Source organism: Lentzea miocenica (genome assembly GCF_033949945.1).
In the GTDB taxonomy this organism is placed as follows: domain Bacteria; phylum Actinomycetota; class Actinomycetes; order Mycobacteriales; family Pseudonocardiaceae; genus Lentzea; species Lentzea miocenica.
Window position 1 is genome coordinate 98,635 of sequence record NZ_JAXAVW010000021.1, and the last position, 22,510, is coordinate 121,144.

Consider the following 22,510-nt stretch of genomic DNA (forward strand, 5'->3'; position numbering starts at 1 on the left):
CCACGTCACCGGCTGAGTTCGGTGGGCAGCGGGAGGTCGAGCGCCGTCAGGAACTGCGCCGTCTTGATCTCGACGAACACGTCGACGTCCTCGACGTCTTGTACCTCGTCCAGCGAGAAGTCGTCCGGGTTCTCGTCCGAAGCCAGGTAGCCGAGGATCTCGGCCTGTTTGGCGGTGACGTCACCGGCGTTGTGCAGCGCCCACCACGCGGCCAGTCCCGCGGCCTCGCGCAGGACGTCCGTGGGGTCGGAGGCGTTGGGGTTCTCGAAGTAGGTGCGCGGGGTCAGGCCGAGGTAGGCGACGCCGCTACCTGGGCCGACCGGCGCGTAGACCACCGAGGTGATGTCGCTGTCGTGGATGTCGATCCACAACGACGGCTCGGCGAGTGGCGGCAGCTCGCCCTCGGCCAACGTCTTCCACTCGCCGTGCTCGTAGGCATATGTGCCGAAGAATCCCACGCGGACATGAAACAGGGGTCCCCCGCGACGCGCGCGGGAGACCCCTGTCGAACGAGACTCAGTAGCGGTAGTGGTCCGCCTTGAACGGGCCCTCGACGTCCACGTCGATGTACTCGGCCTGCTCCTTGGTGAGCTTGGTCAGCTCGCCGCCGAGCGCCTCGAGGTGGATGCGGGCGACCTTCTCGTCCAGCACCTTCGGGAGGCGGAAGACCTCGTTGTCGTACTCCTCGTGCTTGGTGAACAGCTCGATCTGGGCGATCACCTGGTTGGAGAAGGAGTTCGACATCACGAACGACGGGTGGCCGGTCGCGTTGCCCAGGTTCATCAGGCGGCCCTCGGACAGCACGATGATCGTGCGGCCCGTCGGGAAGATCCACTCGTCGACCTGGGGCTTGATGTTGTTGCGGCGGATGCCGGGGTAGCGCTGGAGGCCGGCCATGTCGAGCTCGTTGTCGAAGTGGCCGACGTTGCCCAGGATCGCCTGGTGCTTCATCTGCGACATGTGCTCGACGGTGACGACGTCCTTGTTGCCGGTCGTGGTGATCACGATGTCGGCGATGGGGAGGACGGTCTCGAGCTTCGCGACCTGGTAGCCGTCCATGGCCGCCTGGAGTGCGCAGATCGGGTCGATCTCGGTGACGATCACGCGGGCGCCCTGGCCGCGCAGCGACTCGGCCGAGCCCTTGCCGACGTCGCCGTAGCCGCAGACGACCGCGACCTTGCCGCCGATGAGGACGTCGGTGCCGCGGTTGATGCCGTCGATCAGCGAGTGGCGGATGCCGTAGCGGTTGTCGAACTTCGACTTCGTCACGGCGTCGTTGACGTTGATGGCCGGGAAGAGCAGCTCACCGGCGGCGGCCAGCTGGTACAGGCGCATGACGCCCGTCGTGGTCTCCTCGGTGACGCCGCGGATGCCCTCGGCGATGGTCGTCCACTTCTTGCCGTCGGCCGCCAGCGAGTTGCGCAGCGTGTCGAGGACGATCTTGTACTCGTCCGAGTCGTTGTCCTCAGCGGCGGGAACGACGCCGGCCGCCTCGTACTGGACGCCCTTGTGAACGAGCAGCGTCGCGTCGCCGCCGTCGTCCAGGATCATGTTCGGGCCCTTGCCGCCGGGCCAGGTGAGCATCTGCTCGCACGTCCACCAGTACTCCGGCAGCGTCTCGCCCTTCCAGGCGAACACGGGGACGCCCTTGGGCTCCTCCTCCGTGCCGTGGCGGCCGACGACGACAGCCGCGGCCGCGTGGTCCTGCGTCGAGAAGATGTTGCACGAGGCCCAGCGGACCTCGGCGCCCAGGTCGACCAGCGTCTCGATGAGAACGGCGGTCTGGACGGTCATGTGCAGCGAGCCGGAGATGCGCGCGCCCTTGAGCGGGTACACCCCGGAGTACTCGCGGCGGAATGCCATCAGGCCGGGCATCTCGTGCTCGGCGAGACGGATCTCCTTGCGACCGAACTCGTGGAGCGACATGTCGGCCACTGCGAAGTCGATGCCGTTGCGGGTCTGCAACCGGTCCGCGGTCATTGCGAAGTCCTCCAGGGCACTTCAGAGAGGGTGTCGTCCGACCATACAGCCCGTTCATGCACCACTATGACCCCCACGTTGGGTGAGGGAGGTCTCGGGTGTTGATTGCCGGCCCGGACACACGTGTCGTCGAATTGCGAGTGCACGGCGTGCAGGGCACGACGCCACAAACGCTGGTCGACGCCGTTGCGGCCGTGGACGTCGCGGGAGACGGGCTGGGGCGCATCGTGCGCCCCGCCGACAGACTTCGCAGGCCCGCGCCAGGCCCCGTGCTGCAGACCGAGGGACGGCCGATACCCCGGGTCGTCGAGGGGTACCTGTGGGGCGGTATGACGTCGGGAGGTGTGGCCAAGGCCACCTGGGCGCTGCTGTTCCCGTTCAGCATCGCGAACGTCGCGCACTGGATGCTGCCTCCCGTTCCGGAGCGGAACCTGCCTGCCCACCTGCTCGGCATCGGTCTGCGGTCGTTGCTGCGGGTGTTCGCCCTGCTGCTGACGGCGTTGCTGATCGCGCAGATCTCCGTGGTCAGTCTCGATCTGCTCGCCGCCCAGTGTCTCCGGCCGGGGACTGCGTGTTTGACCAGCATTCCGGACGACATGAGAGCGTTCCCGTGGTTCCGCACGTTTCTGGGACTTCTGCCGATCCTGGTGGTCATCGCGGTGATGCGGCGCGTGTCGCACGTGGACTGGCGAATCGAACGCAAGGAGATCGCCGACGCGGAGGACAAGGACCAGCAGCCCTCGTCCGGCCTGCCCGGCGCCCACGTCGCGACCGATCCGGACACTCCCGCGTTGCGGACCCTGCACGTCGTGGCGGCACTCGCGGTGGCGGCGCTGATCGCGTTGGGCGGGCCGTTGAAGCAGCTCACGGCTTCCGGTGGCATGGGCGTAGCGATCACGGTGGCGTGGATCGCCGCGCTGGTCCTCATCGGTGTGTCGGTGCTCGGTGTGTTGCTGCTCGACGACCCGACGGGCGGCGCTCCCCATCGCGGCGGACGGTGGCTGCGGGTGGCCCTGGGCCGCACGCCTCGCCGGGTGCTGCTGGTCTTGTCGGGGTTGTTGGTGCTGACGACGCTGGGGCTGCAGGAGCAACTGCCTCTGCGGGTGCCCGGCTCGGACGTGGCCGTGCAGGTCGTGGCGTTGCTGATGGCGTTCGTGCTGGTGCTGTTCGGGGTCCTGCTGGTGCCCGCGGCTCTGCTGGCGCGCAAGACGTGGGCCTCGCTGCCGCGTGAGCTGCGGCCCTGGGCGGGCGGCTGGTTCTCCGCGCCGGTGCTGGCGATCGCGGGGCTGCTGGGCGGCGGGTTCGGCGCCGGGGTCGCATTGCCGGTGCGCAAGGCGTTGGGCGAAGGGCTGCAACTACCCGTTGGGTACGACTACATCACCCTTCTGTGGGGCGTGGCCGGAGCGTTGGGGCTGCTCAGCACGCTCGCGGTGGTGTCGTTCACCGGCGCCGTGCGGTGGCGCGCGTTCCGCAAGGGCAAAGTGTGGGCGCGTGAGGCTTCGTTGCTGCACTCGGGCCGGATGCGTGACCTACGCACCGCGACGCGGGCGTGGTGGTGGGCACGCTGGGAACGCAACCACGGCCATCACATGATCCTGATCATCGCGTCCGTGCTGGTCGTCGGCGCCGTGCTGGCCACTGTGCTGCGGGTGCGCAACGTTCCGCTCGCTACGTGGACGGTGCCGTTCTCCGCGTTCGGCGTGGGCGTGCTCGGTCTGCTGGCGGTGTCGTTGCTGCGGGCCGTCTACCTGGCGGCGCGGCAGCCGGAGTCCGGGCGGCGGCTGGGCATCATCGCGGACATCGCGCAGTTCTGGCCGCGTGAGGCGCACCCGATCGTGCCGCCTTGCTACGCGTTGAAGGTCGTGCCGGAGCTGGTTTCCCGCGTGCAGGACCACCTGCGCGATCCCGGCACCCGCGTCGTCCTGTGTGGACATTCACAGGGGTCGCTGCTGGTTGCTGTTGCTGCCGCTCGGTTGCTGGAGGAGTTGCCGCCGCACGACCGCGAACGGATCGGGTTGCTGACCGCTGGTTCGCAGCTGCAGTGGGCTTATCCGCGGGCATTTCCCGCTGTGGTGCCGCACGCGTCGCTGGCTCGGCTGGCCGGCGGGTTGGACGGCAGGTGGCGCTCGTTGTGCCGCGGCACGGATCCGTTGGGCGGCGCGGTGATGACGTGGCGGCGGCAGGTGTTCGACGGGATGTTGCTCGGCGTCGGGTACCGGCCGGACGGGTCGGAGGGCGCGTTGGCGCCTGCGTTGCGCGGGCCTACCGGGGCTTTGGTGCTGGGCGGCGATCACTGGTTGCCGGATCCGCAGCGGGGGCCGTTCCCCGGCCGGCGGTGGCGGTCCGGGGTGTCGGCGCACTCGGACTACACGTCGGATCCGGAGTGGGATCGGGCAGTGGCGATCGCGGCGGGGCTGCTGGACGTGGACGCGCCGGAGTCGCCTCCGCTGCCGTTCGCGCGCCGGCCGGAAACGCGGTCGCGCGACGCACTGGGTGGCTCCTAGTCTGCGAACCATGCTGACCGGGGATCTTGTTCGTCTGCGGCCCATCGAGCCGGAGGACGCCGACGCGTTCTACCGCTGGCACAACGACGAAGACGTGATGCGCTGGCTGCAGAGCTACACGCACGAGTCGCTCGCAGCGCTGCGCAAGCGGTTCGCCGACCGCGCGGAGAACTCGTTCGAGAAGGCCACCTTCTGCATCGAGACGCTGGAGGACGGCAAGCTCATCGGCGTCGTGGCGCTGCGGGACGCGGATCCGATCAACCGGCGTGCGCAGGTCGACATCTACATCGGTGAGAAGGAGTACTGGGGCGGCGGGTACGGGACCGACGCGCTGCGCCGGGTGTGCAGGTACGGGTTCGACACGCTGCGGCTGCACTCGATCGAGCTCACCGTCGTCGAGGTGAACGAGCGGGCGATCCGGTCGTACAAGAAGATCGGGTTCCAGCTGGACGGGCGGTTGCGGCAGGCGTTCTTCCGCGACGGGCAGTGGCACGACGAGCTGCTGATGTGCGTACTGGAGGACGAGCTGTGCTGACCGGGGATCTGGTTCGGCTGCGGCCCGTCGAGCCCGAGGACGCCGAGGCCTTTCACCGCTGGTTCAACGACGAAGAAGTGATGCGCTGGCTGTACGCCTACTACCACGTGTCGCTGGCGTCGTTGCGCAAGACGTTCGCTGACCGGCCGGACAACTCGTACGAGCGAGTCACCTTCTGCATCGAGACGTTGGACGAGCGCAAGCACATCGGCCTCGTCAGGTTGCGGGACGCGAATCCGGTCAACGCGCGGGCCGAGGTCGACATCTACATCGGCGAGAAGGAGTACTGGGGCGGCGGCTACGGCACGGACGCGCTGCGCCGGGTGTGCCGGTACGGGTTCGACACCCTGAGGCTGCACTCGATCGAACTCGGGGTCGTGGAGGCGAACGCGCGTGCCATCCGGTGCTACGAGAAGGTCGGGTTCCAGGTCGACGCGCGGCTCAGGCAGTCGTTCTTCCGCGATGGCGAGTGGCACGACGCGTTGCTGATGTGCGTGCTGGCCGACGAACTCACCTGAGCGCCGGTTCCAGGTGGCCGATCGCCTCGCGCAGGTGGTCCTCGACGGAGCCGGCGGGCACGACGAGGCCTGACGGGCGCACGTTCACCCAGCGCTGCACGGCGATCCGCGCGGCGGCGGACACGGCTGCGGCCAGCACCTCGGCGCCGGTCGGGTCCTTGCCGAGGCGTTCGGCGATCACCTCGGCGATCGGCGGTTCCATCGACGACACCGTGTCCAGGTAGGCCTCGCGCAACGACGGGGTCGAGTTGATCAGTGCGAGGGCCTCGGTCGGGGGTTCGCGGTACTGCTCGGCGAACGCGGCGACGAGCGAGTCGACCAGGGGCTCGCCGGGCGGGCTGCCGCGCAGTGCTTCGGCCACCTGGAGGGCGCGTGAGGCGGTGATGCCGGCGACGATCGCGTGCTCGCGGCTGGGGAAGTAGTTGTTGTAGGTGCGCGGCGAGACGTTCGCCGCCTCGGCGATCTCGTCGACCCGCACGTTGTCGACGCCCTTCTCCAGGGCGAGGCGCAGTGCGGCGGTCGAGAGGGCCGCTCGGGTCTCTGTCTTCTTGCGCTCACGCAGTCCCACGGCGATCACTGTAGAGACCTGTTGCGACACGATCACTACCGATTGACTTTCGATAGATCACTACCGATACTCGATGCATGATTTCTGAGCGTTGGGCAGTGGTCGCCCTGCGGGTCTTCCTCGTGGCGCTGTTCGGGATCCTCGTCGTGCTGGAGACGTTGTCGATCCCCGGCTCCTACGCGTACATGGCCCAGCAGAACCCGGACGAGGCGTACCTGAGGTGGCCCTCGACGATCGTTTCGGTGTTCTGGGTGGTGTGCGTGCAGGTGGTGATCGTGGCCACGTGGAAGCTGCTCACGCTGGTGCGCAAAGATCTGATCTTCACCGAGGCCGCGATCAAGTGGGTCAACGTGATGGTCTGGGCGATCGCGGCCGGATGGGTCGTGCTGGTGGGCGTGTTCCTCTGGGTCGGCTTCAACGCCGACGACCCCGGCGTGCTGGTGTTGTTCTTCTTGTTCACCACGGGGGTCAGCGTGATCGGGCTGGTGCTGGTCGTGATGCGGGCGCTGCTGCAGCGCGCCACGACGCTGCGTGCCGACATGGAATCGGTGATCTGATGGCGATCATCGTGCGCATCGACGTCGAACTGGCCAAGCGCAAGATGAGCGTCGGCGAGTTCGCGGAGAAGGTCGGGCTGACGCCTGCCAACGTCGCGGTGCTGAAGAACGGGCGTGCGAAAGCCGTGCGGTTCAGCACCTTGGAGGCCATGTGCCGGGTGCTGGAGTGCCAGCCAGGCGACCTGCTCGAGTTCGTGGACGAGGAAGAGTCCGCCTAACCCAGTTGCTTCGCCAGTCGGTCGGCGGCCTCGAGCCGCCCCGACTCGGCGAGCAGACCCACCGGCGCCAGCACGTAGTCGCGGTCGACGGTGATCTCGGCGGTCCGCAGCACGGGCCGCAACACCGGGTCGCTCCGCAGTGCCTCGACGATCGGCGTGATGTCCGGCGTGTGTCGGAAAACGCCGCCGGAGAGCACCAGCAACCCCGCGCCGTGCGGCCCGAGCTGGCCGTCGACCTGCCGGAGATGCCTGCGCACAGCCAAGATCGCGGCGAACGACGCCAGTTTCACGTCCACCGCCGGGTCTTCTGGGAGCCAGCCGACGTTCTCGGCTCGCTGCTGCGCCTCCTCTGTCAGATCTTCGGTGGTCAGGCGTTCCGTCAGAGCCTCCTTGACCACACCGGGTGCCGACCAGCGCATGCCGAGGTCGCCTTCGACGGTGCGGCGGTCCGGCGGCAGCGCGACCGTCCTTTCCAGACCTTCGCTGTCCACGTTGGACACCGCCGAGTAGACGTCCGTGGTGGCGCCGCCGACGTCTACCACCAGCACAGCGCCTTCCCGCTCCTGCGCGGCCAGCCTGGACACGCCCGCCAGCACGGCGTCCGGGGTCACGGCACGAACCAGCTGCCGGAACCGCTGACCTCGTGATAGCCCCTTGCCGCCGATCACGTGCTGGAGGAACGCCTCGCGGATCGCCTTGCGCGCGGGTTCCAGGGCGAGCTGACCGACGTCCGGCAGCACGTTCGGGCACGCCACCACCGTTCGGCGGCTGAGGAGTTCGAGAGCTTCCGGCTGGGCCTCGACGTTGCCAGCGAGCACGATCGGCACAGCCACACGAGCGAGCTTCTTCGCGTTGTGCAGCAGGACTGACCGGTCGCCGCCGTCCGTGCCGCCGACCAGCAGGATCAGGTCCGGTGCCGAGGCTCGGAGCGCCTTCACGTCGACCGGGCCCGCGCTGACGTGCACGATCTTGGCGCCCGCGGACAGCGCCACCCGGTAGCCGGCTTCGGCGCTCACCACGCGTTCCTGACCCACGACCGCAAGCCTGAGGCCACCGCCCGCCGACGAGCAGGCCAGGATCTCGCCGTCGCCCACCTCAGCGCGGAGTGCGTCGATGCCGTGCAGCACCTCGGGAGGCGTGGTCGGGTGCTGTCCGGTGCGGACCAGGTCGCCCTCGGGGGTGATGAGCGCGGCCTTGGTCCAGGTGGAACCGACGTCGAGACAGAGGATCACGAGGCAAGCTAACCCACTATGAAGCTCACGCCCAAGGTGATCCTCGAAGGCACGCGGTTGACCGGCAAAACGGACCTGGCCTACGCGCTCAACGAGCACCCTCGTCTGGTCGGTCACCGCAAGTACCGCTATCACTCGCCGCTGATCTCAGCCGAGTGGAGCGGGTTCTCCAACGAGCCGTGGGGACGCGGGCTGATCGACTTCGCGCCTGAGGAGACCGCGCAGGCGATCGAGACCTACGAGACGTGGGTGCGGATGTTCGAGCTGCAGCGCTACTACTCGTGGATCGTCGACCGGTTCCACCTGTCCACGATGGCCTATCAGGCACGGCAGGGGCGCGAGTTCGACTTCGGGTGGCTGGAGGAACGGTTGAAGCCGTTGAACTTCGCGATCGTGCTGTGCACACGGCCCGACGACACGTTCGAGGAGGCGCGGGAGGAACGGCTGAAGATCAGCGCGAACCCGAAGCAGTACGTCTCGCTGGAGCCGTTCATCGAGGAGCAGCAGCAACTTCGTGCGCTCGCGGAGAAGTCGATCCTGCCGGTGTTCGAGTTCGACGTGACCCGGCACGGGCCGGACGACGTGGCCGACTGGCTCGACGAACGCGGTCTGCTGACGCTCTAGTCGTCCGCCCGCTCGTGCACGATCCGCATGAACGACCCCAGCTGCGCGAGCTGCTCCGGCGTGAAGAGGTCGATCAGGTACTCGCGAACCGTGGTGACGTGACCGGGCGCGGTGGTCTGGAGCAGGTCCTTGCCGGCGTCGGTGAGCACGGCGAGGATGCCGCGTTCGTCGGACTCGTGCGGTTCGCGCCGCACGAGTCCCGCCTTCTCCAGCTTGCCGATCTGGTAGGTCAGCGAGCTCTTGGACACCACGACGCGGCGCGCCAGCTCGGTCATCCGCATGCGGTTGCCGGGCTGTTCGGACAGGACGACCAGCACGTTGTACTGCGCGTGCGAGAGGCCCGCGTCGCGCTGCAACTGCTGTTCGATCTGCCTCTCGAGGAGGTGGTACGCCTGGACGAAGTGATGCCAGGCGTGCCCCTCCTCCTCGGAGAGCCACCGCGCGTTACCCATGTCCGCAGGTTAGTTGGTGTAGAGCTGTTCCTCGGGAACAACCTGCTGGTTTTGGTTCGCCGAGGACCACAGCAGCTTGAGGTGTGCCTCGCCGGTCCGTTCCGCGTAGTCGACCCTGATGGCGTGCTTCTTCCCGGCCTGCAGGGCGATCGTGCCCTTGTCGACGCGGACTTGGTGCGCTTGCGAGGCGTCGACCACCAGCTTGCCGTCCACCCACACTTTCGCGATGTCGTCGGAGACCGTGAGGAACGTGTAGGTGTCGCTGAACCTCGGCTGCACGAACCCGGTCCAGCGCACGGAGAAGTTGTCGCCGTCGAAGCGCCACGCGAAGTTCAGCGACGGATCCGTGCGAGTGGTGGGCGTTCCGGTCCAGTTGTTCGTCGGGAAGTACTGCGCTCGCAGGCCCTCTCCGGTTCCGGGCGGTGCGGCCTGCTCGCCGCGCACGGTCAGCTCGATCACTGTGGCGACGTCGTTCGTCTTGGCGCCAACGGGTTTCACGTCGTAGCCGTCACCGGCCTTCACCACGGCCACGTGCTGCGAGCTGCCGAGCACGCGGGCTGAGGTGACGTCGAACGGTTCGAGCACTTTGAGGTGCAAGGAGTTCGACCAGTCGTAGACGGACAGGTAGAGCTTGTCGTCCTTGCGCGTGACGGCACCCCAGGCCGGATCAGCGACCCACGAGGCCACCGAAGAACCGTGGACGGCGTCACCGTGTCGCGCGAGCCAGGACCCCATGGCGCGCAGGCGATCCGACTCGGGTGCCGGGATGCGGCCGAACTTGTCCGGCCCGACGTTGAGCAGGTAGTTGCCGCTGCGCGAGGCTATGTCGACGAGGTTGCGGGTCAGCGTCGTGGCGCTCTTGAAGTTCTTGTCCCACTTGGCGTATCCCCACTTGCTCGGGATCGTCATGCAGGACTCCCAGAGCTGGCCGTCGATCGGCGCGGACGGGAAGGTCTGCTCAGGCGTGCCGAAGTCGCCGTCGACGACCCGGCGCTCCTTCACGCCCGGCGCGCGCTTGGAGATCCGGTTGTTGATGAGCAGGTCCGGGTCCTTGGCCCTGAGGAACGACTCCAGCTCGGCGCCGTCCTGCTTGGTCCACGGGTTCGGCGGGTTGTCGGTGTCCCAGTCGCCGTCGAACCACAGCAGCGCCGGGTCGTAGCCGTCGATCAGCTCGACGAGCTGGGCGCGCATGCGGGCCTTGTACCGCGCGAAGTTCTGAGCCGACCGAGCGTCCGGGTCGTGCCAGTCCCAGGTCGAGTAGTAGAGGCCGAACTTGATGCCCTGCCGGTCCGCTTCGGCTTTGAGCTCGGCCAGCACGTCGCGGTTCCGGTCGAACGCGGAGTGGTCGCGCAGGCTCCACTTGTTGACCTTCGTGGGCCACATCGCGTAGCCGTCGTGGTGCTTCGACGTGATGACGATGTACTTCTGCCCCGCCGCTCTCGCCGTGTCGACGACGGCCTTGGCCGAGAACTGGGCGGGGTTGAACGACTTGACCAGCCGCTCGTACTCGGCAGTCGGGATCCTGCACTTGTTCATGATCCACTCGGCGTCCTGACACGTGGAGCCGTCGGACCTCTGGTACTCGCCCTCGAGCTGCGAGTAACCGCCGAAGTGGATGAACATGCCGAAGCGAGCGTCCCGGAACCACTGCGTGCGCTCCGAGGTGAATGGGTCGTCTGTGGCGTAAATCGTGCCGGGACCCGCCAAGGGCAGCACCGCCAGCAGCGCTGCGACCAGCGCGTTGAGCATCGATCCCCTCCTCCAAGCTCATGGCGGCACCATGAGCTTGGAGGAGAAGAGGTCCGATGTCTAGATGCCTGGCTCTTCGCCGTGCTTGACGACCGGTTCGGGCTCGACCTTGGCGTGACCGGTCTTGCCGAGCACCGAGTTCCGTCGGCTGTAAACGAAGTAGACGACGACGCCGAGCGCCATCCAGATGAGGAACCGGACCCAGGTGAGCGCGGTCAGGTTCAGCATCAGCCACAGGCAGGCGAGGATCGCGAGGATCGGCACCAGCGGCACGAGCGGCACCTTGAACCCGCGGTCCAGGTCCGGCCGCGTCTTGCGCAGCACCAGCACACCCGCGGACACGAGGATGAACGCGAACAGCGTGCCGACGTTCACCATCTCTTCGAGCTTGCCGGCCGGGAAGAAGCCCGCGGCGACCGCGACGAGTCCGCCGATGATGATCGTGATGCGCGTCGGCGTGCCGTGGCTGCCGGTCTTGGCGAGCTTGCGCGGCAGCAGGCCATCGCGCGACATCGCGAACAGCACGCGACTCTGGCCGAGCATCAGCACCATGACGACGGTGGTCAGACCGGCGAGCGCGCCGACCGAAATGACCGTGGCGGCCCAGTCCACTCCGTTGTCCGAGAACGCACTGGCGAGCGTGGCGCGCGTGCCGTCCGGCTGCGTCTTGAGCTTCTCGTACGGCACCATGCCGGTGATCACCAGCGTGACCGCGACGTACAGGACCGTGACGATCGCGAGCGAACCGAGAATGCCGCGCGGCACGGCCTTCTGCGGGTTCTTGGTCTCCTCGGCCGTGGTCGCCACGACGTCGAAACCGATGAACGCGAAGAACACGATGCTCGCGGCCGCCAGCATGCCGAGCACGCCGTAAGTGCTGCCCGAGTAGCCGGTGATCAGCGAGAACAGCGACTGCTCGATCCCCGAGTGCGTCGCCGTGCCCTCGGCGGCCGGCGGGATGAAGGGGCTGTAGTTCTCGGCCTTGATGTAGCTGATGCCGAGCACGATCACCAGCAGCACCACCGCGACCTTGACCGCCGTGATCACCGCGCTGACCCGTGAGCTCAGCTTCGTGCCGATCACGAGCAGGACCGTGAGGACCGCGACCAGCAACACGGCGCCCCAGTCGAACTTGAACCCGTCACCGACCTCGGTCTTCACGTCGAGACCGAAGAGCCCCAACGTGGTCTGCAGATAAGCCGACCAGCCCTTCGCCACCGCGGCCGACCCGACGGCGAACTCCAGCACGAGGTCCCAGCCGATGATCCACGCGGCGAACTCGCCGAACGTCGCGTAGGAGAACGTGTAGGCACTACCCGCGACCGGCACCGTCGAGGCGAACTCGGCGTAGCACAACGCGGCCAGCGCGCAGGCGATCGCGGCCAGCACGAAGCTCAGCGACACCGACGGCCCCGCGAGGTTGCCGGCGGTGCTCGCGGTGAGCGTGAAGATGCCGGCGCCGATGACGACCGCGACGCCGAAGACCGTGAGGTCCCAGGCTGTCAGGTCCTTGCGGAGCTTCGTGTCCGGCTCGTCCGTGTCCGCGATCGACTGCTCGATCGACTTCGTGCGCCACAACCCGTTCCCAGGCAAGGTGCATACCTCCTTGATGGACCTGATTGGCCCACCCTAGAGGTATCCAGCATGTGGAACCCCTATAGCCGATGTTCGCGGGTTGTCCGGTGTTCTGTCTCGACACGGCCGGCCTGTCCCCCGCGCTAGTCAGACCACGGCTGCCACGTGACGCCTGTAGGACGGCTTCCCCCGGTGCTCATGTATTCATGGGCAGCTCGACGAACGTCGGGCAACGGAATCTCGGCTGTGGCTGGGAACTCGGTGTCAGATCCCAGGTAGTAGTAGATCGGGACAGGACCGCTTCTGGATCCACCGACCCGTCCATGGCTGAGACGAACAAAGAGATCGCAACCTCAAGGGACTCCGCCGCCTGTTCGATCCGTTCACGCGTGTGGCCTGCCTGATCACACGCGCGATCGATCTGCTCGGAGACCTCGCCGAGGGTTCCCAACTCCGGCCACCTCCCTTTGAGGCGTCAGCCGCGCTCACTCCGGACGGTACCGAGGTACGTGAGTAGACGATCGTCATCTCGACACGACAAGGCCGCCCCGGCGAACACACCGGGGCGGCCTCGAAGAAACGAAAGATCAGGAGCTGGTGACCGTCGACCGGTCCAGGTCCGGCTCCAGGTAGATCAACCGGGCGTGCGGCACCTTGCCCCGCACCCGCTGCTCCGCATCGTTGATCGCCTGCGCCACCTCTTCGAGCGGCAGCCTCGGCTCCAGCGCGATCTTCGCCGCCACGAGCAGCTCGTCCGGGCCGATGTACTGCGTCTTGATGTGGATGACGCGCTGCACCTTGCCCGCGGCCAGTTCGTCCACGATCACGTCGAGGTCGGCGTCGGACGCGCCCTCACCGATCAGCAGCGACTTCATCTCGATGATCAGGATGATCGCGATGATGCCCAGCAGCACGCCGATGGAGACCGTGCCGAGTGCGTCGAAGATCGGGTTGCCGGTGATCATCGTGAGGCCGACGCCGAACAGTGCGAGCACGAGACCGATGAGCGCGCCCAGGTCCTCCAGCAGCACGACCGGCAGTTCCGGCGTGCGGGAGTTGCGGATGAAGCCCCACCAGCTGGCGTCGCCCTTGATCTTCTTCGACTCGTTGATCGCGGTGATGAAGCTGTAGGTCTCCAGGCCGATCGCGACCACGAGGATGCCGACCGCGACGAGCGGACTGGTCAGGCCCTCTGGGTGCTGCAGCTTGTGGATGCCCTCGTACAGCGCGAACACCGAACCGAGGCTGAACAGCAGCAGTGCCACCACGAACGACCAGAAGTAGCGGTCGCGGCCGTAGCCGAACGGGTGCAGCTTGGTCGCCCTGCGCTGGGCCGTCTTCTGGCCGAGCAGCAACAAGCCCTGGTTCGACGTGTCGGCGACCGAGTGCACCGACTCGGCCAGCATCGACGACGAGCCGGTGATCAAGAATCCGACGAACTTGGCCGTCGCGATACCGGCATTCGCCACCAACGCCGCGACGATGGCCTTGGTTCCGCCCCCTGCTGACACGCCTGTCTCCTCGCTGAACCCGTCCGGTTTGTCCGGTCGGGAACCTTAGTCGTTCCCGGCGGTCGCGCGGAAAAGTTGTGCGGATTCAACACCATCCGGTCGGACGAGCACCGCCGGATCCGACGCGGGCAGCCACACCGACTGTCCGCGAACCAGGCGCAGCTCGTCTCCGCGCGCATTGGTGAGTACCGCGGCGCCCTCGGTGCAAATCATGATCTGCGGGCCGTCGTGGTTGATCCGCGTCTCACCCGTGAGGTCCAACCGCGACAGTTCGAACTCCGGGGCGGGCGTGCGGTACACGCGGACGCCGCGCGAGATCTCCTCGCCCGTCGACACCGGCATGTCGCCGCACGTGAAGTCGAGCACGCGCAACAACTCGGGCACGTCGACGTGCTTGGGCGTGAGGCCGCAGCGCAGGACGTTGTCCGAGTTGGCGAGGATCTCGATGCCGGTGCCGCGCAGGTACGCGTGCAGGTTGCCGGCGGGCAGGTGGATCGCCTCGCCGGGTTGCAGCACGATGCGGTTGAGCAGCAGCGCCGCGAGCACGCCCGCGTCGCCGGGGTAGGACTCGCCCAGCTCCAGGATCGTGCGGCACTCCATGTCGAACTCGCCGTGCTCCTTCACGTGCAGCACGCACGCGTCGAGCACCTGGGGCAGCAGGACGCTCAACGACGTCTGCGGCAGCGTGATCAGCATCGTGAACAACGCGCGCAGGCCCGACGAGTCCGGCTGTGCGACCAGCATCTCGGTGTAGGGCGACAGCGCGGGCGCGTCCAGCGTGCGCAGCAACGAGACCGTGCGCTCGGGCGACCGAAAACCAGCGAGGGCGTGGAACTCGGTCAGCGCGCAGATCAGTTCCGGCTTCGCGGCCGGGTCCTTGTAGTTGCGCACCGCGGCGTCGAGCGGCACACCGCGGGCTTCTTCCACGGCGAAGCCTTCTGCCGCCTGAGAAGCGGACGGATGTGCTTGCAGGCTCAGCGCCTCCTCGGCGGCGAGCACCTTGAGCAGGAACGGGAGCCTGCTGCCCCACCGCTCGGCCACGCGCGGGCCGAGCTGGCCCTCCGGGTCGGACGTCAGCAGGTCGAGCAGCGAGCGCTCGACGCCGTCCTCGCCGAACACGCGGGACGGGTCGCCGGGGTGGGCGCCCATCCACAGTTCGGCCTCGGGATGAGGTGCGGGCACCTCCTTCCCGAGCAGCTCTGCGATGGCCGTGCGCGAGCCCCACGCGTACGGCCTTACCGCGTTGTGCAGCAGGTCCACTTCTAAGTCAGCTCCCAATTCAGTACGGGTTGCCGCCGAGCGCTCCGGCGGCGAGCCCGAGGTACAGCGCGGCCAGTTCGAAGCGGAGCGCGAGGAGCGCGGCGCTGACCGCGTCGCCTCCCGCCACCTCGACGGCCGGCTCCAGCACGTCTGCGCCCGGCAGGGCGTCCTCGGCGGCGTGCCGGACAGCATCGGCCACCGGGCCCTGGCGCACAGCCAGCAACAACACGCGCACAAGTCCGCCGGCGACCTCGTCGTCCGGGTCGGCGAACAGGTCCGCACCGGAAGTTCCCTGCACCGCGCGGCGGTGCAGGACCGTGCGGGTGAGCGCCTGCGGATACCCGGCGACATCCGACGCGACACCGGCGAACGCGCCCAGCACGCCCGCGCCGTGCACACCGATGGACGTGGCGACCTCGTCGAGGCCCCACAGCAACGGCGTGCGGTCGGCGACGCGCAACGCGAGCGACTTCGCCGGGTTCACGAACGACTCGTGCATCGGGTGGTCGCGCTCGGCCTCGCGGTCGAGCTCGTCCGCGACCAGTTCGACGTCGACCTTGAGCAGGCCCAGCGAGTTCAGCACCACGAGCCACGCGCCGAGCGCGCGGTGGAAGCTGAAGCCCGGCGGCACGTCGATGCGGGGCGGCAGCAGCACGGCCCGGCCGGCGGCGGCCGCGGCGATCGGACCGGAGTCCGGCGCCGTCAGCAACGTCCGGGCGCCCCTGCGGACGGCCCGGTCGATCGATTCGGCGAGCACCCTGTCGCCAGAGTCCTCGGTGTGGGCGAGCACCACGTCGAGGGCGCCCACCCACGGCGGCACCTCGTCGGCCACGACCACCGGCACCGAACAGCCGGGGCCGAGCAGCGCCATGACCACGCCCGCGACCGCGACCGAGTGGCCGGGACGGGTGATCAGCACGACCGCGCGCGGGCGTTCGGAGAAGATCCGTTCCACGCCCGCCTCGGCCGCGGCCTCAGCGGTGGAACGGACCTGTGCTCCCGCCCGTGCGGCAGCGCGCAACCACCCGCCGGTGTCGGCGTCGGCGAGGCGGCTCGGGTCGTCGAGCAGCGTGTCGTCGAGCACCAGGTCACCCAGCCGCGGGCGGCTCGACCGCCTCGTCCAGCAGCAGTACCGGGATGCCGTCGCGAACCGGGAACGAACGGCCGCACGCGGTGCACGTGAGGAAGTCCGCTTCCGGGTCGGCAGGCGTCCCGAGCTGCAGCGGCGCGTGCTCGGGGCACGGGCAGGCGAGGATCTCCAGCAACTGCTCTTCGAGCTTGACGGCCACGGTGTTCTCTCCTCAGGCCCGCACGATCGCGAGGACCTCGTCGCTCAGCGCGACGACGGCCTCGGGGGTGGCGGCTTCGACGTTCAGGCGCAGCAGCGGCTCGGTGTTCGAGGCCCGCAGGTTGAACCACGACCCGTCTGCCAGCTGCACGGTGAGACCGTCCAGCTCGTCGATCGTGACGCCGTCCTTCGAACCGTACGCCTCCTTGATCGCGGCGATGCGGCCCTGCTGGTCGGCAACCGTGGAGTTGATCTCACCGGAGGCGGCGTAGCGGTTGTAGACCTCGGTCAGCGTCGACAAAGGACCGTCCTGCTCGCCCAGCGCGGCCAGCACGTGCAGCGCGGCCAGCATGCCGGTGTCCGCGCGCCAGAAGTCGCGGAAGTAGTAGTGCGCGGAGTGCTCGCCACCGAAGATGGCGCCGGTCTTGGCCATCTCCTCCTTGATGAACGAGTGGCCGACGCGCGTGCGCACGGGCTTGCCACCGTGCTCGGTGACGATCTCCGGCACGGCGTGCGAGGTGATCAGGTTGTGGATGATCGTGCCGCCGGGGTCCTTGGCCAGCTCGCGCACCGCGACCAGCGCCGTGATCGCGGACGGGCTGACCGGGTCGCCGTTCTCGTCCACGACGAAGCAGCGGTCCGCGTCGCCGTCGAACGCGACACCGGCGTCGGCACCTTCTGCCTTGGTGCGGGCCTGGAGGTCCACGATGTTCTTGGGGTCGAGCGGGTTCGCCTCGTGGTTCGGGAAGCTGCCGTCGAGCTCGAAGTACATGGGGATGACCTCGATGGGCAGGCCCTCGAAGACCTGCGGCACCGTGTAGCCACCCATGCCGTTGCCCGCGTCCACCACGATCTTGAGCGGGCGGATGTTCTTCAGGTCGACCAGCTGGTTCAGGTACGCCGCGTAGTCCACGAGCATGTTGCGCTCTTCGAACGTGCCGGGCTCGACGCCTTCCGCGTCCGGAACCTGGTTCTCGGCGTCCTGGCGGATCTGCGCGAGACCGGTGTCCTGGCCAACCGGCGAGGCACCCGCGCGGCACAGCTTGATGCCGTTGTACTGCGCCGGGTTGTGGCTCGCGGTGAACATGGCACCGGGGAGGTCCAGCTTGCCGGACGCGAAGTAGAGCATGTCCGTGCTGGCCAGGCCGATGCTGATGACGTTCACGCCCTGCGCCTGAGCACCCTCGGCGAAAGCCCTGGAGAGCCCCGGCGAGGAGTCGCGCATGTCGTGGCCGATCACGATCGTGGGTCCACCGACCAACCGCGCGAAGGCGGCGCCGAAGTCGCGAACCAAGCCGGCGTCCAGCTGTTCGCCGACCACCCCGCGGATGTCGTACGCCTTGACGATGCCGGACAGGTCACGCACGCCGCACACTCCCATGAAACTCGCTCTTGACGGCCACTGCCCGGGCAGCCTACCGGCGAGAGGATTAGTGATGCGTGTGGTCGTTCAGTCCTCGTGCGGATCAGGCAATACGCGCAGGTGGCCACGCCTCTGAGAGCCGATGGGCACATCGGGCATCTTGGGCGCGACATCAGCCCGCCCAGCCTCACGAACGGCCTCAGCCAGGGCCGTCAGATCATCCACCGTCGGCTCGGGCGCCGCGAACTCACCCTGATGCCTCACGACCTCCCACCCGCGCGGCGCCGTGAGCCGCAACGCGTGCTCCTCGCACAGGTCGTAACTGTGCGGTTCGGAGTACGTGGCAAGCGGCCCGACGACCGCGGTGGAGTCCGCATAGGCGTAGGTGAGCGTGGCGACAGCCGGGTTAGCACACCCGGTTCGCGAGCACCGTCTCACGCTCCGCACGATCGGGGACGATAGCGCGTCCACGGGAGGCTGTGTGTGAGGCACGCTGTGTTTGCTCCCAGGCAGCAGCAACTAGGCTGCGCTGTTGTGGTGATGGCACGGGGTTCACGGCGGCAGGACTCGCCGCGCAGGCGCAACCGCGACCGACACGGCCGCGGCCTCCGCGGCCCGCTCTACCCAGCCACCCTCCCAGCGGCCCGATCCCGCGCCGAACGCTTCGACGCCCTGGTCATCGAGGCCCTGGAACCCATCGAAGCCCGCTGGCGAACCGAGCTCACCCAACTAGACGTGGCCGTGGACGACGTCCCGGACGTGCAGGTCGAAGGCGAAGACGGCGTAGTGGAAGACGGCAACGTCCCTCTGGCCCGCCTACTCCCCCCAGGCTCGGACAACCGAGCCCGCATCGTCCTGTACCGCCGCCCCCTGGAAGCCCGCGCCAAGGACGGCGCCGACCTGGCCGACCTCGTCCACGACGTCCTCGTGGAACAGATCGCCAACTACCTGGGCCTGGACCCGGACGTCGTCGACGAGGGCTAACACCCTCCGCCACCTTCACGAGCGTGGCGGCTCTCACACCGGCTGGGCAACACAACGGCTGAAGGCTGGCCAGAACCGAGGAAGCGGCCGGGCTGGGCCGCCGGGCCGGGCTGAGGCCGGACAGGACTGCCGGGCAACGGCCGCGGCTTGGGGGTCACGCCGCCAATGGCGAAGCCGAGGCGCTTGGATTTGGCTTTCTCGTGTGGTTCCGGTGGGGGTCCCCGTCACCAGATCCGCACGCCTACGCAACCGGCAGCCGCCCAAAGCAACAGGCGTGCCATCAACCCGCACGTGGCGTGGTACCCCCTGATCAGATTGGCAGGGGGTCTGGGGGACGGAGTCCCCCAGGGAAAGCACGCAACAGGACTCGCCGCCCGCAACCCAACCACCTACGCACCAGGCGAACGCCGCCGACTAGGCACAGCGGTCAACAACGTGAACAACGCCGCAGCCGCCTGAGCCAACAACAAAAAGTCCCTCAACGTAGAAGCCATCTCAACCCGGACCTCAGCCCCACCCGACGGCAACGGCACCCCGACCAAATGCCCCCAAGCCCGCACGACCGGAACCCGAACCCCATCCACCGAAACCGTCCACCCAGGCTCGTCCTCAGCGGCAAGAACGAGAACCCGCCCCTCCCCACCAGCAGAAACCTTCACCGCCACATCCGGCAACGAAAGATTCACCGGCGAAACCCCGGCAGCAGCCAACTCGGCAGGAGGCTCCCCACCAGTACGAGCCCGCCGAGCCAGGTCGGGCCCCAGCAAAACCCCGGTGTCCGCAGCCAACCGCAACCGCAAAACCGGCCGCCCATCAGAAGCCGCCGGCGCCACGGACACCAACTCCCCCGCGGCAGAACGAATCCGCGACGCCACCTCCTCAGACGGCAACACCACGAACGACACCCCGGACGAAGCCGCCTGAGCCAGCGTCGTCTTCACCACCGCGGGCGCCCCTTCGAGCAACGACGTGTTCCACCGCCGAAGCCGAGCAGGCGACGAGACAGTCGGCACCAGGTCGTCGTCGCCGAACGCGGGCATCCGCCCAGCCACCTGCCGAACCGGACCGCCAAGGATCAACACGGACCGCCCGGTCCGGTCCAACTCGGCCGTCAACGACTCCGACAACTGAACCCCGCCGTCAGCCTTCAACGGCCCAGCCCGAAGATCCAGGAACCCGGCCACCCCGAGACTGACCAACGTCACAACACCAACGACGTACACAGCCCGGCGAACCCGAACCTGCCCAGCCACCCCGGGCGCCACCCCGCGCTGACACCCGGCCAGCACCACGTACACCAGCCCCCACGCCAAGAGAACCAACGGCGTCCCGGGCCAAGCCTTGACGGCAACCACCGCGGCCAACGAGCCAATGGCCAGCACGATCACCAACAGCCCCGGCAACATCGCAGCGCTGGGCCGCAGCACAGCAGCGGCGAACGCGGCGGCCACGAACACCGAGCACACGATCAGGTTCGGCGGCGGCGACTCGAACGCGGCGCCGAGGCCGTTCAGCACCATCTCCGGGTGCTGCAACAAAACCGCAGGCCAGGGCAACAACAAGGCCATCGGCAGCAACACGATGGCGAACAGGGCGGCGATCCGCCGAGCCCCGCCGGACACCGCGACGAACCCGGCCAGCGCGCCCACGATCGTCACGACGTGGGTCAACGGCGAGAAGGCGCCCAACACCGCGACGCCGATCGCGGTACCCGAAGCCATCGGCAGCCACGCGTGGGTGGAAGAAGCGCGCAACACCGCGTACACGCCTGCGAACACCACGGGTGTCACGACGTGGACGACGACGACGTCCAAACGTCCCTCGGCCACGGCCGTAGTGGCAACGGGCAGCAACCCGTAGAACGCCGCCACCACCGCGCGCACGGAACGCCGCACGCGCATGCCGCGTGACGCGATGTAGGCGGACAACGCCGCGAGGGGGATATCGCCGAGCAACAGCAAGGCGACGGCGAACGACGGACCGCCGGGTATCAGCCCGAGAACAGCCAACGCGGCAGGAGCGGGAGCCGCGGTGCCGCCGGCCACCGGGTGCCAGGACGCCAGATACGTCGACCAGACCGACCCGGCCGAGCCGACGGGGAGCAGCCGCCCACCCGCGAGCGAGAGGCCCAGACGGGACCAGTTCGCCACCACCGCGACAGCGGACAGCGACAACAACAGCAGCACCGGCGGCGCCAGCAACAAGGACCGAAGCACCCGCGACTGGTCGACCTCGACGAAGACCATGCCGGGCGAGGCGCCGCGAGGTCCAGGCGAAGGACGCGGCTTCGGCGCCGGACGAAGAGCGCCGGGCAGGGCGGCGTCGACGGGAACGACGACAGCGGGACGGCGCAGACCCGCGACGCGCGGGCGGCCGCGGGAGGCACCGGCGGGCAGGGCGGCGGGACCGAACGCGCGGGAGTCCACTTCGGACGGTTCGAGCCACGTCGAACTGGCATCGGTTGCGGGCAAACGACCCAGCGCGGCGTCGGCTTCCAGGCGGCGGCGGATCAGGAACGTCGCGCCGGCGCGCAGTGCGTTGCGGAATCTGGTGAGTCTGCTGGTGAAGAGGCCGCGCACGACGGCGGAACCGCGGCGCGCGCGGCGGCCTTCGAGCAGGCGGCCTCTGGTCAGGAGGTAGCGGGCGGCTCCCACTTCGGCGTGTGCGTCCGCGAAACGCCGGAGGAACAAGAAGCCAAGGGCGCGCAGCAGCGACAGAAAGAGCAGTCGCGGTAGTCCGATGAGGAACGAGGTACTTGAACAATTGACCAAGAATGTACGCATGCCGTGCGCGCGGTCGACGCCACGAAATGACGGGCCTGGGCGCGCCATGGCCGCATCCAAACGACGCATGCTTTTAGTCGCGGCGCGCGCATGACGCATGCGTGCGACCGGTACGCACAGGACCAAATGACCCGCGCGATTAGCGCGCCAGCCGAAGTCGACGTCGTCGCGCAGCAGCGGCATCGCCTCGTCGTAACCGCCGAGCGCGTGCCAGACCTCACGCCGGATCAACGATCCCGCCGACGAGACGGCGAGGACCTCGGTGCTCTGCTGGAACGACGCGGAATGCTCCGCGGACGACAAGCCAGTCTGTCGATGTCCTGAAGAATCGGTCGACAAACCTGCCTCGACGACCAGACGAGAATCCACCCAATCGAGGCACAGCGGACCCAGCACGGCAGCCGACGGCGACACCTCGGCCGCGGTCAGCAGGGCGGCCAGGCAGTCGGGTTCGGGCGCGCTGTCGTCGTGCAGCAACCACAGCCACTTGCCGGGGTCGCCCCACCGTTCGACAGCGTGCTCGACGCCGAGCCGCACGGCGGTGCCGAAACCGGTGCCGCGGGGCACGGTCAGCACGCCGTCCAGCAGATCTCCGGCCTCTGCCAGCACCTTTGCCGTTCGGTCGGTTGATCCGGTGTCGACCGCGATCACGTGCCGAGGACGAATTCGCTGACGCCGCAAGGCGGACAGCGCCGTGCTGAGCCACTGGTCACCGTCGTGGCAGACCAGGACGCACAGCACCGGCGCGGTCCGGAGCCTCGGGTGAGGACTTGTCACGTCCTCAAGTTAAGGCAGAAAGATCACGCTTC

22 protein-coding genes are annotated in these 22,510 nt (G+C 68.3%); 7 read left to right on the top strand and 15 right to left on the bottom strand.

Features of this window, described 5'->3' with window-relative positions; translation table 11 throughout:
* Window positions 1-5 precede the first annotated feature (5 nt).
* Both SK803_RS25330 and ahcY read right to left on the bottom strand, forming a co-directional pair.
* Window positions 6-458, bottom strand: coding sequence for a hypothetical protein (locus SK803_RS25330; protein ID WP_319968584.1), 453 nt, complete (start codon window positions 456-458; stop codon window positions 6-8).
* Window positions 459-516: 58 nt separating this feature from the next.
* Window positions 517-1,980 (bottom strand): adenosylhomocysteinase, encoded by a 1,464-nt coding sequence (ahcY, locus tag SK803_RS25335; RefSeq protein WP_319968585.1) that lies wholly within the window; start codon window positions 1,978-1,980, stop codon window positions 517-519.
* 98 nt (window positions 1,981-2,078) lie between these two features.
* On the opposite strand from ahcY, the gene SK803_RS25340 reads away from it, so the two are divergent.
* Genes SK803_RS25340 through SK803_RS25350 form a run of 3 tightly spaced genes read left to right on the top strand, consistent with a single transcriptional unit; the run spans window position 2,079 to window position 5,537 of the window.
* Complete coding sequence (locus tag SK803_RS25340; protein WP_319968586.1) at window positions 2,079-4,484, top strand: hypothetical protein; 2,406 nt, start codon at window positions 2,079-2,081, stop codon at window positions 4,482-4,484.
* A 10-nt stretch (window positions 4,485-4,494) separates the two neighbouring features.
* Window positions 4,495-5,019, top strand: a complete 525-nt coding sequence (locus tag SK803_RS25345) for a GNAT family N-acetyltransferase (RefSeq protein WP_319968587.1) — start codon at window positions 4,495-4,497, stop codon at window positions 5,017-5,019.
* A complete protein-coding gene (locus SK803_RS25350) occupies window positions 5,013-5,537 on the top strand; it encodes a GNAT family N-acetyltransferase (RefSeq protein ID WP_319968588.1) in 525 nt (174 codons plus the stop codon). The genes SK803_RS25345 and SK803_RS25350 overlap by 7 nt, the downstream gene beginning before the upstream one ends.
* Here SK803_RS25350 and SK803_RS25355 read toward each other — a convergent pair.
* The gene (locus tag SK803_RS25355) at window positions 5,530-6,105 is read right to left on the bottom strand and encodes a TetR/AcrR family transcriptional regulator (protein ID WP_319968589.1); all 576 of its coding nucleotides are present in this window, start codon (window positions 6,103-6,105) and stop codon (window positions 5,530-5,532) included. The genes SK803_RS25350 and SK803_RS25355 overlap by 8 nt on opposite strands.
* A gap of 77 nt (window positions 6,106-6,182) precedes the next feature.
* Here SK803_RS25355 and SK803_RS25360 point away from each other — a divergent pair, with 77 nt between their 5' ends.
* Both SK803_RS25360 and SK803_RS25365 read left to right on the top strand, forming a co-directional pair.
* Window positions 6,183-6,662, top strand: coding sequence for a DUF2975 domain-containing protein (locus SK803_RS25360; protein ID WP_319968590.1), 480 nt, complete (start codon window positions 6,183-6,185; stop codon window positions 6,660-6,662).
* On the top strand, window positions 6,662-6,880 hold the full coding sequence (locus SK803_RS25365) for a helix-turn-helix domain-containing protein (RefSeq protein ID WP_045318418.1): 219 nt from the start codon (window positions 6,662-6,664) through the stop codon (window positions 6,878-6,880). The genes SK803_RS25360 and SK803_RS25365 overlap by 1 nt, the downstream gene beginning before the upstream one ends.
* On the opposite strand, the gene SK803_RS25370 is transcribed toward SK803_RS25365, so the two are convergent.
* Window positions 6,877-8,112, bottom strand: coding sequence for a glutamate mutase L (locus SK803_RS25370; RefSeq protein ID WP_319968591.1), 1,236 nt, complete (start codon window positions 8,110-8,112; stop codon window positions 6,877-6,879). The genes SK803_RS25365 and SK803_RS25370 overlap by 4 nt on opposite strands.
* An 18-nt stretch (window positions 8,113-8,130) precedes the next feature.
* Here SK803_RS25370 and SK803_RS25375 point away from each other — a divergent pair, with 18 nt between their 5' ends.
* Window positions 8,131-8,736, top strand: a complete 606-nt coding sequence (locus SK803_RS25375; RefSeq protein ID WP_319968592.1) for a hypothetical protein — start codon at window positions 8,131-8,133, stop codon at window positions 8,734-8,736.
* Here SK803_RS25375 and SK803_RS25380 read toward each other — a convergent pair.
* The 10 genes from SK803_RS25380 to SK803_RS25420 form a co-directional block, all read right to left on the bottom strand.
* Window positions 8,733-9,188: a MarR family winged helix-turn-helix transcriptional regulator gene (locus tag SK803_RS25380; protein ID WP_319968593.1), complete on the bottom strand. Its 456-nt coding sequence runs from the start codon at window positions 9,186-9,188 to the stop codon at window positions 8,733-8,735. The two genes, SK803_RS25375 and SK803_RS25380, sit on opposite strands and share 4 nt — an antisense overlap.
* A gap of 9 nt (window positions 9,189-9,197) precedes the next feature.
* The gene (locus SK803_RS25385; RefSeq protein WP_319968594.1) at window positions 9,198-10,937 is read right to left on the bottom strand and encodes an alpha-L-fucosidase; all 1,740 of its coding nucleotides are present in this window, start codon (window positions 10,935-10,937) and stop codon (window positions 9,198-9,200) included.
* A 60-nt stretch (window positions 10,938-10,997) separates the two neighbouring features.
* The gene (locus SK803_RS25390; RefSeq protein ID WP_319968595.1) at window positions 10,998-12,530 is read right to left on the bottom strand and encodes an amino acid permease; all 1,533 of its coding nucleotides are present in this window, start codon (window positions 12,528-12,530) and stop codon (window positions 10,998-11,000) included.
* A gap of 125 nt (window positions 12,531-12,655) precedes the next feature.
* On the bottom strand, window positions 12,656-12,799 hold the full coding sequence (locus tag SK803_RS46575; protein ID WP_406601579.1) for an Imm1 family immunity protein: 144 nt from the start codon (window positions 12,797-12,799) through the stop codon (window positions 12,656-12,658).
* Between the two features lie 300 nt (window positions 12,800-13,099).
* Window positions 13,100-14,023, bottom strand: coding sequence for a cation diffusion facilitator family transporter (locus SK803_RS25395; protein ID WP_319968596.1), 924 nt, complete (start codon window positions 14,021-14,023; stop codon window positions 13,100-13,102).
* 45 nt (window positions 14,024-14,068) lie between these two features.
* On the bottom strand, window positions 14,069-15,283 hold the full coding sequence (gene manA, locus SK803_RS25400) for a mannose-6-phosphate isomerase, class I (RefSeq protein ID WP_319968597.1): 1,215 nt from the start codon (window positions 15,281-15,283) through the stop codon (window positions 14,069-14,071).
* A 19-nt stretch (window positions 15,284-15,302) separates the two neighbouring features.
* Window positions 15,303-16,367: an SIS domain-containing protein gene (locus SK803_RS25405; RefSeq protein WP_319968598.1), complete on the bottom strand. Its 1,065-nt coding sequence runs from the start codon at window positions 16,365-16,367 to the stop codon at window positions 15,303-15,305.
* Window positions 16,368-16,371: 4 nt separating this feature from the next.
* Window positions 16,372-16,572: a Trm112 family protein gene (locus SK803_RS25410; protein WP_319968599.1), complete on the bottom strand. Its 201-nt coding sequence runs from the start codon at window positions 16,570-16,572 to the stop codon at window positions 16,372-16,374.
* A 12-nt stretch (window positions 16,573-16,584) separates the two neighbouring features.
* Entirely contained in the window at window positions 16,585-17,937 is a 1,353-nt protein-coding gene (locus SK803_RS25415; RefSeq protein WP_319968600.1) for a phosphomannomutase/phosphoglucomutase, read from the bottom strand.
* 84 nt (window positions 17,938-18,021) lie between these two features.
* On the bottom strand, window positions 18,022-18,381 hold the full coding sequence (locus tag SK803_RS25420) for a DUF3499 domain-containing protein (RefSeq protein WP_319968601.1): 360 nt from the start codon (window positions 18,379-18,381) through the stop codon (window positions 18,022-18,024).
* 93 nt (window positions 18,382-18,474) lie between these two features.
* Here SK803_RS25420 and SK803_RS25425 point away from each other — a divergent pair, with 93 nt between their 5' ends.
* Window positions 18,475-18,918, top strand: coding sequence for a metallopeptidase family protein (locus SK803_RS25425; RefSeq protein ID WP_319968663.1), 444 nt, complete (start codon window positions 18,475-18,477; stop codon window positions 18,916-18,918).
* 389 nt (window positions 18,919-19,307) lie between these two features.
* Here the strand turns inward: SK803_RS25425 and SK803_RS25430 are convergent, their stop codons facing one another.
* The gene (locus tag SK803_RS25430; protein WP_319968602.1) at window positions 19,308-22,478 is read right to left on the bottom strand and encodes a glycosyltransferase family 2 protein; all 3,171 of its coding nucleotides are present in this window, start codon (window positions 22,476-22,478) and stop codon (window positions 19,308-19,310) included.
* Window positions 22,479-22,510: the final 32 nt, after the last annotated feature.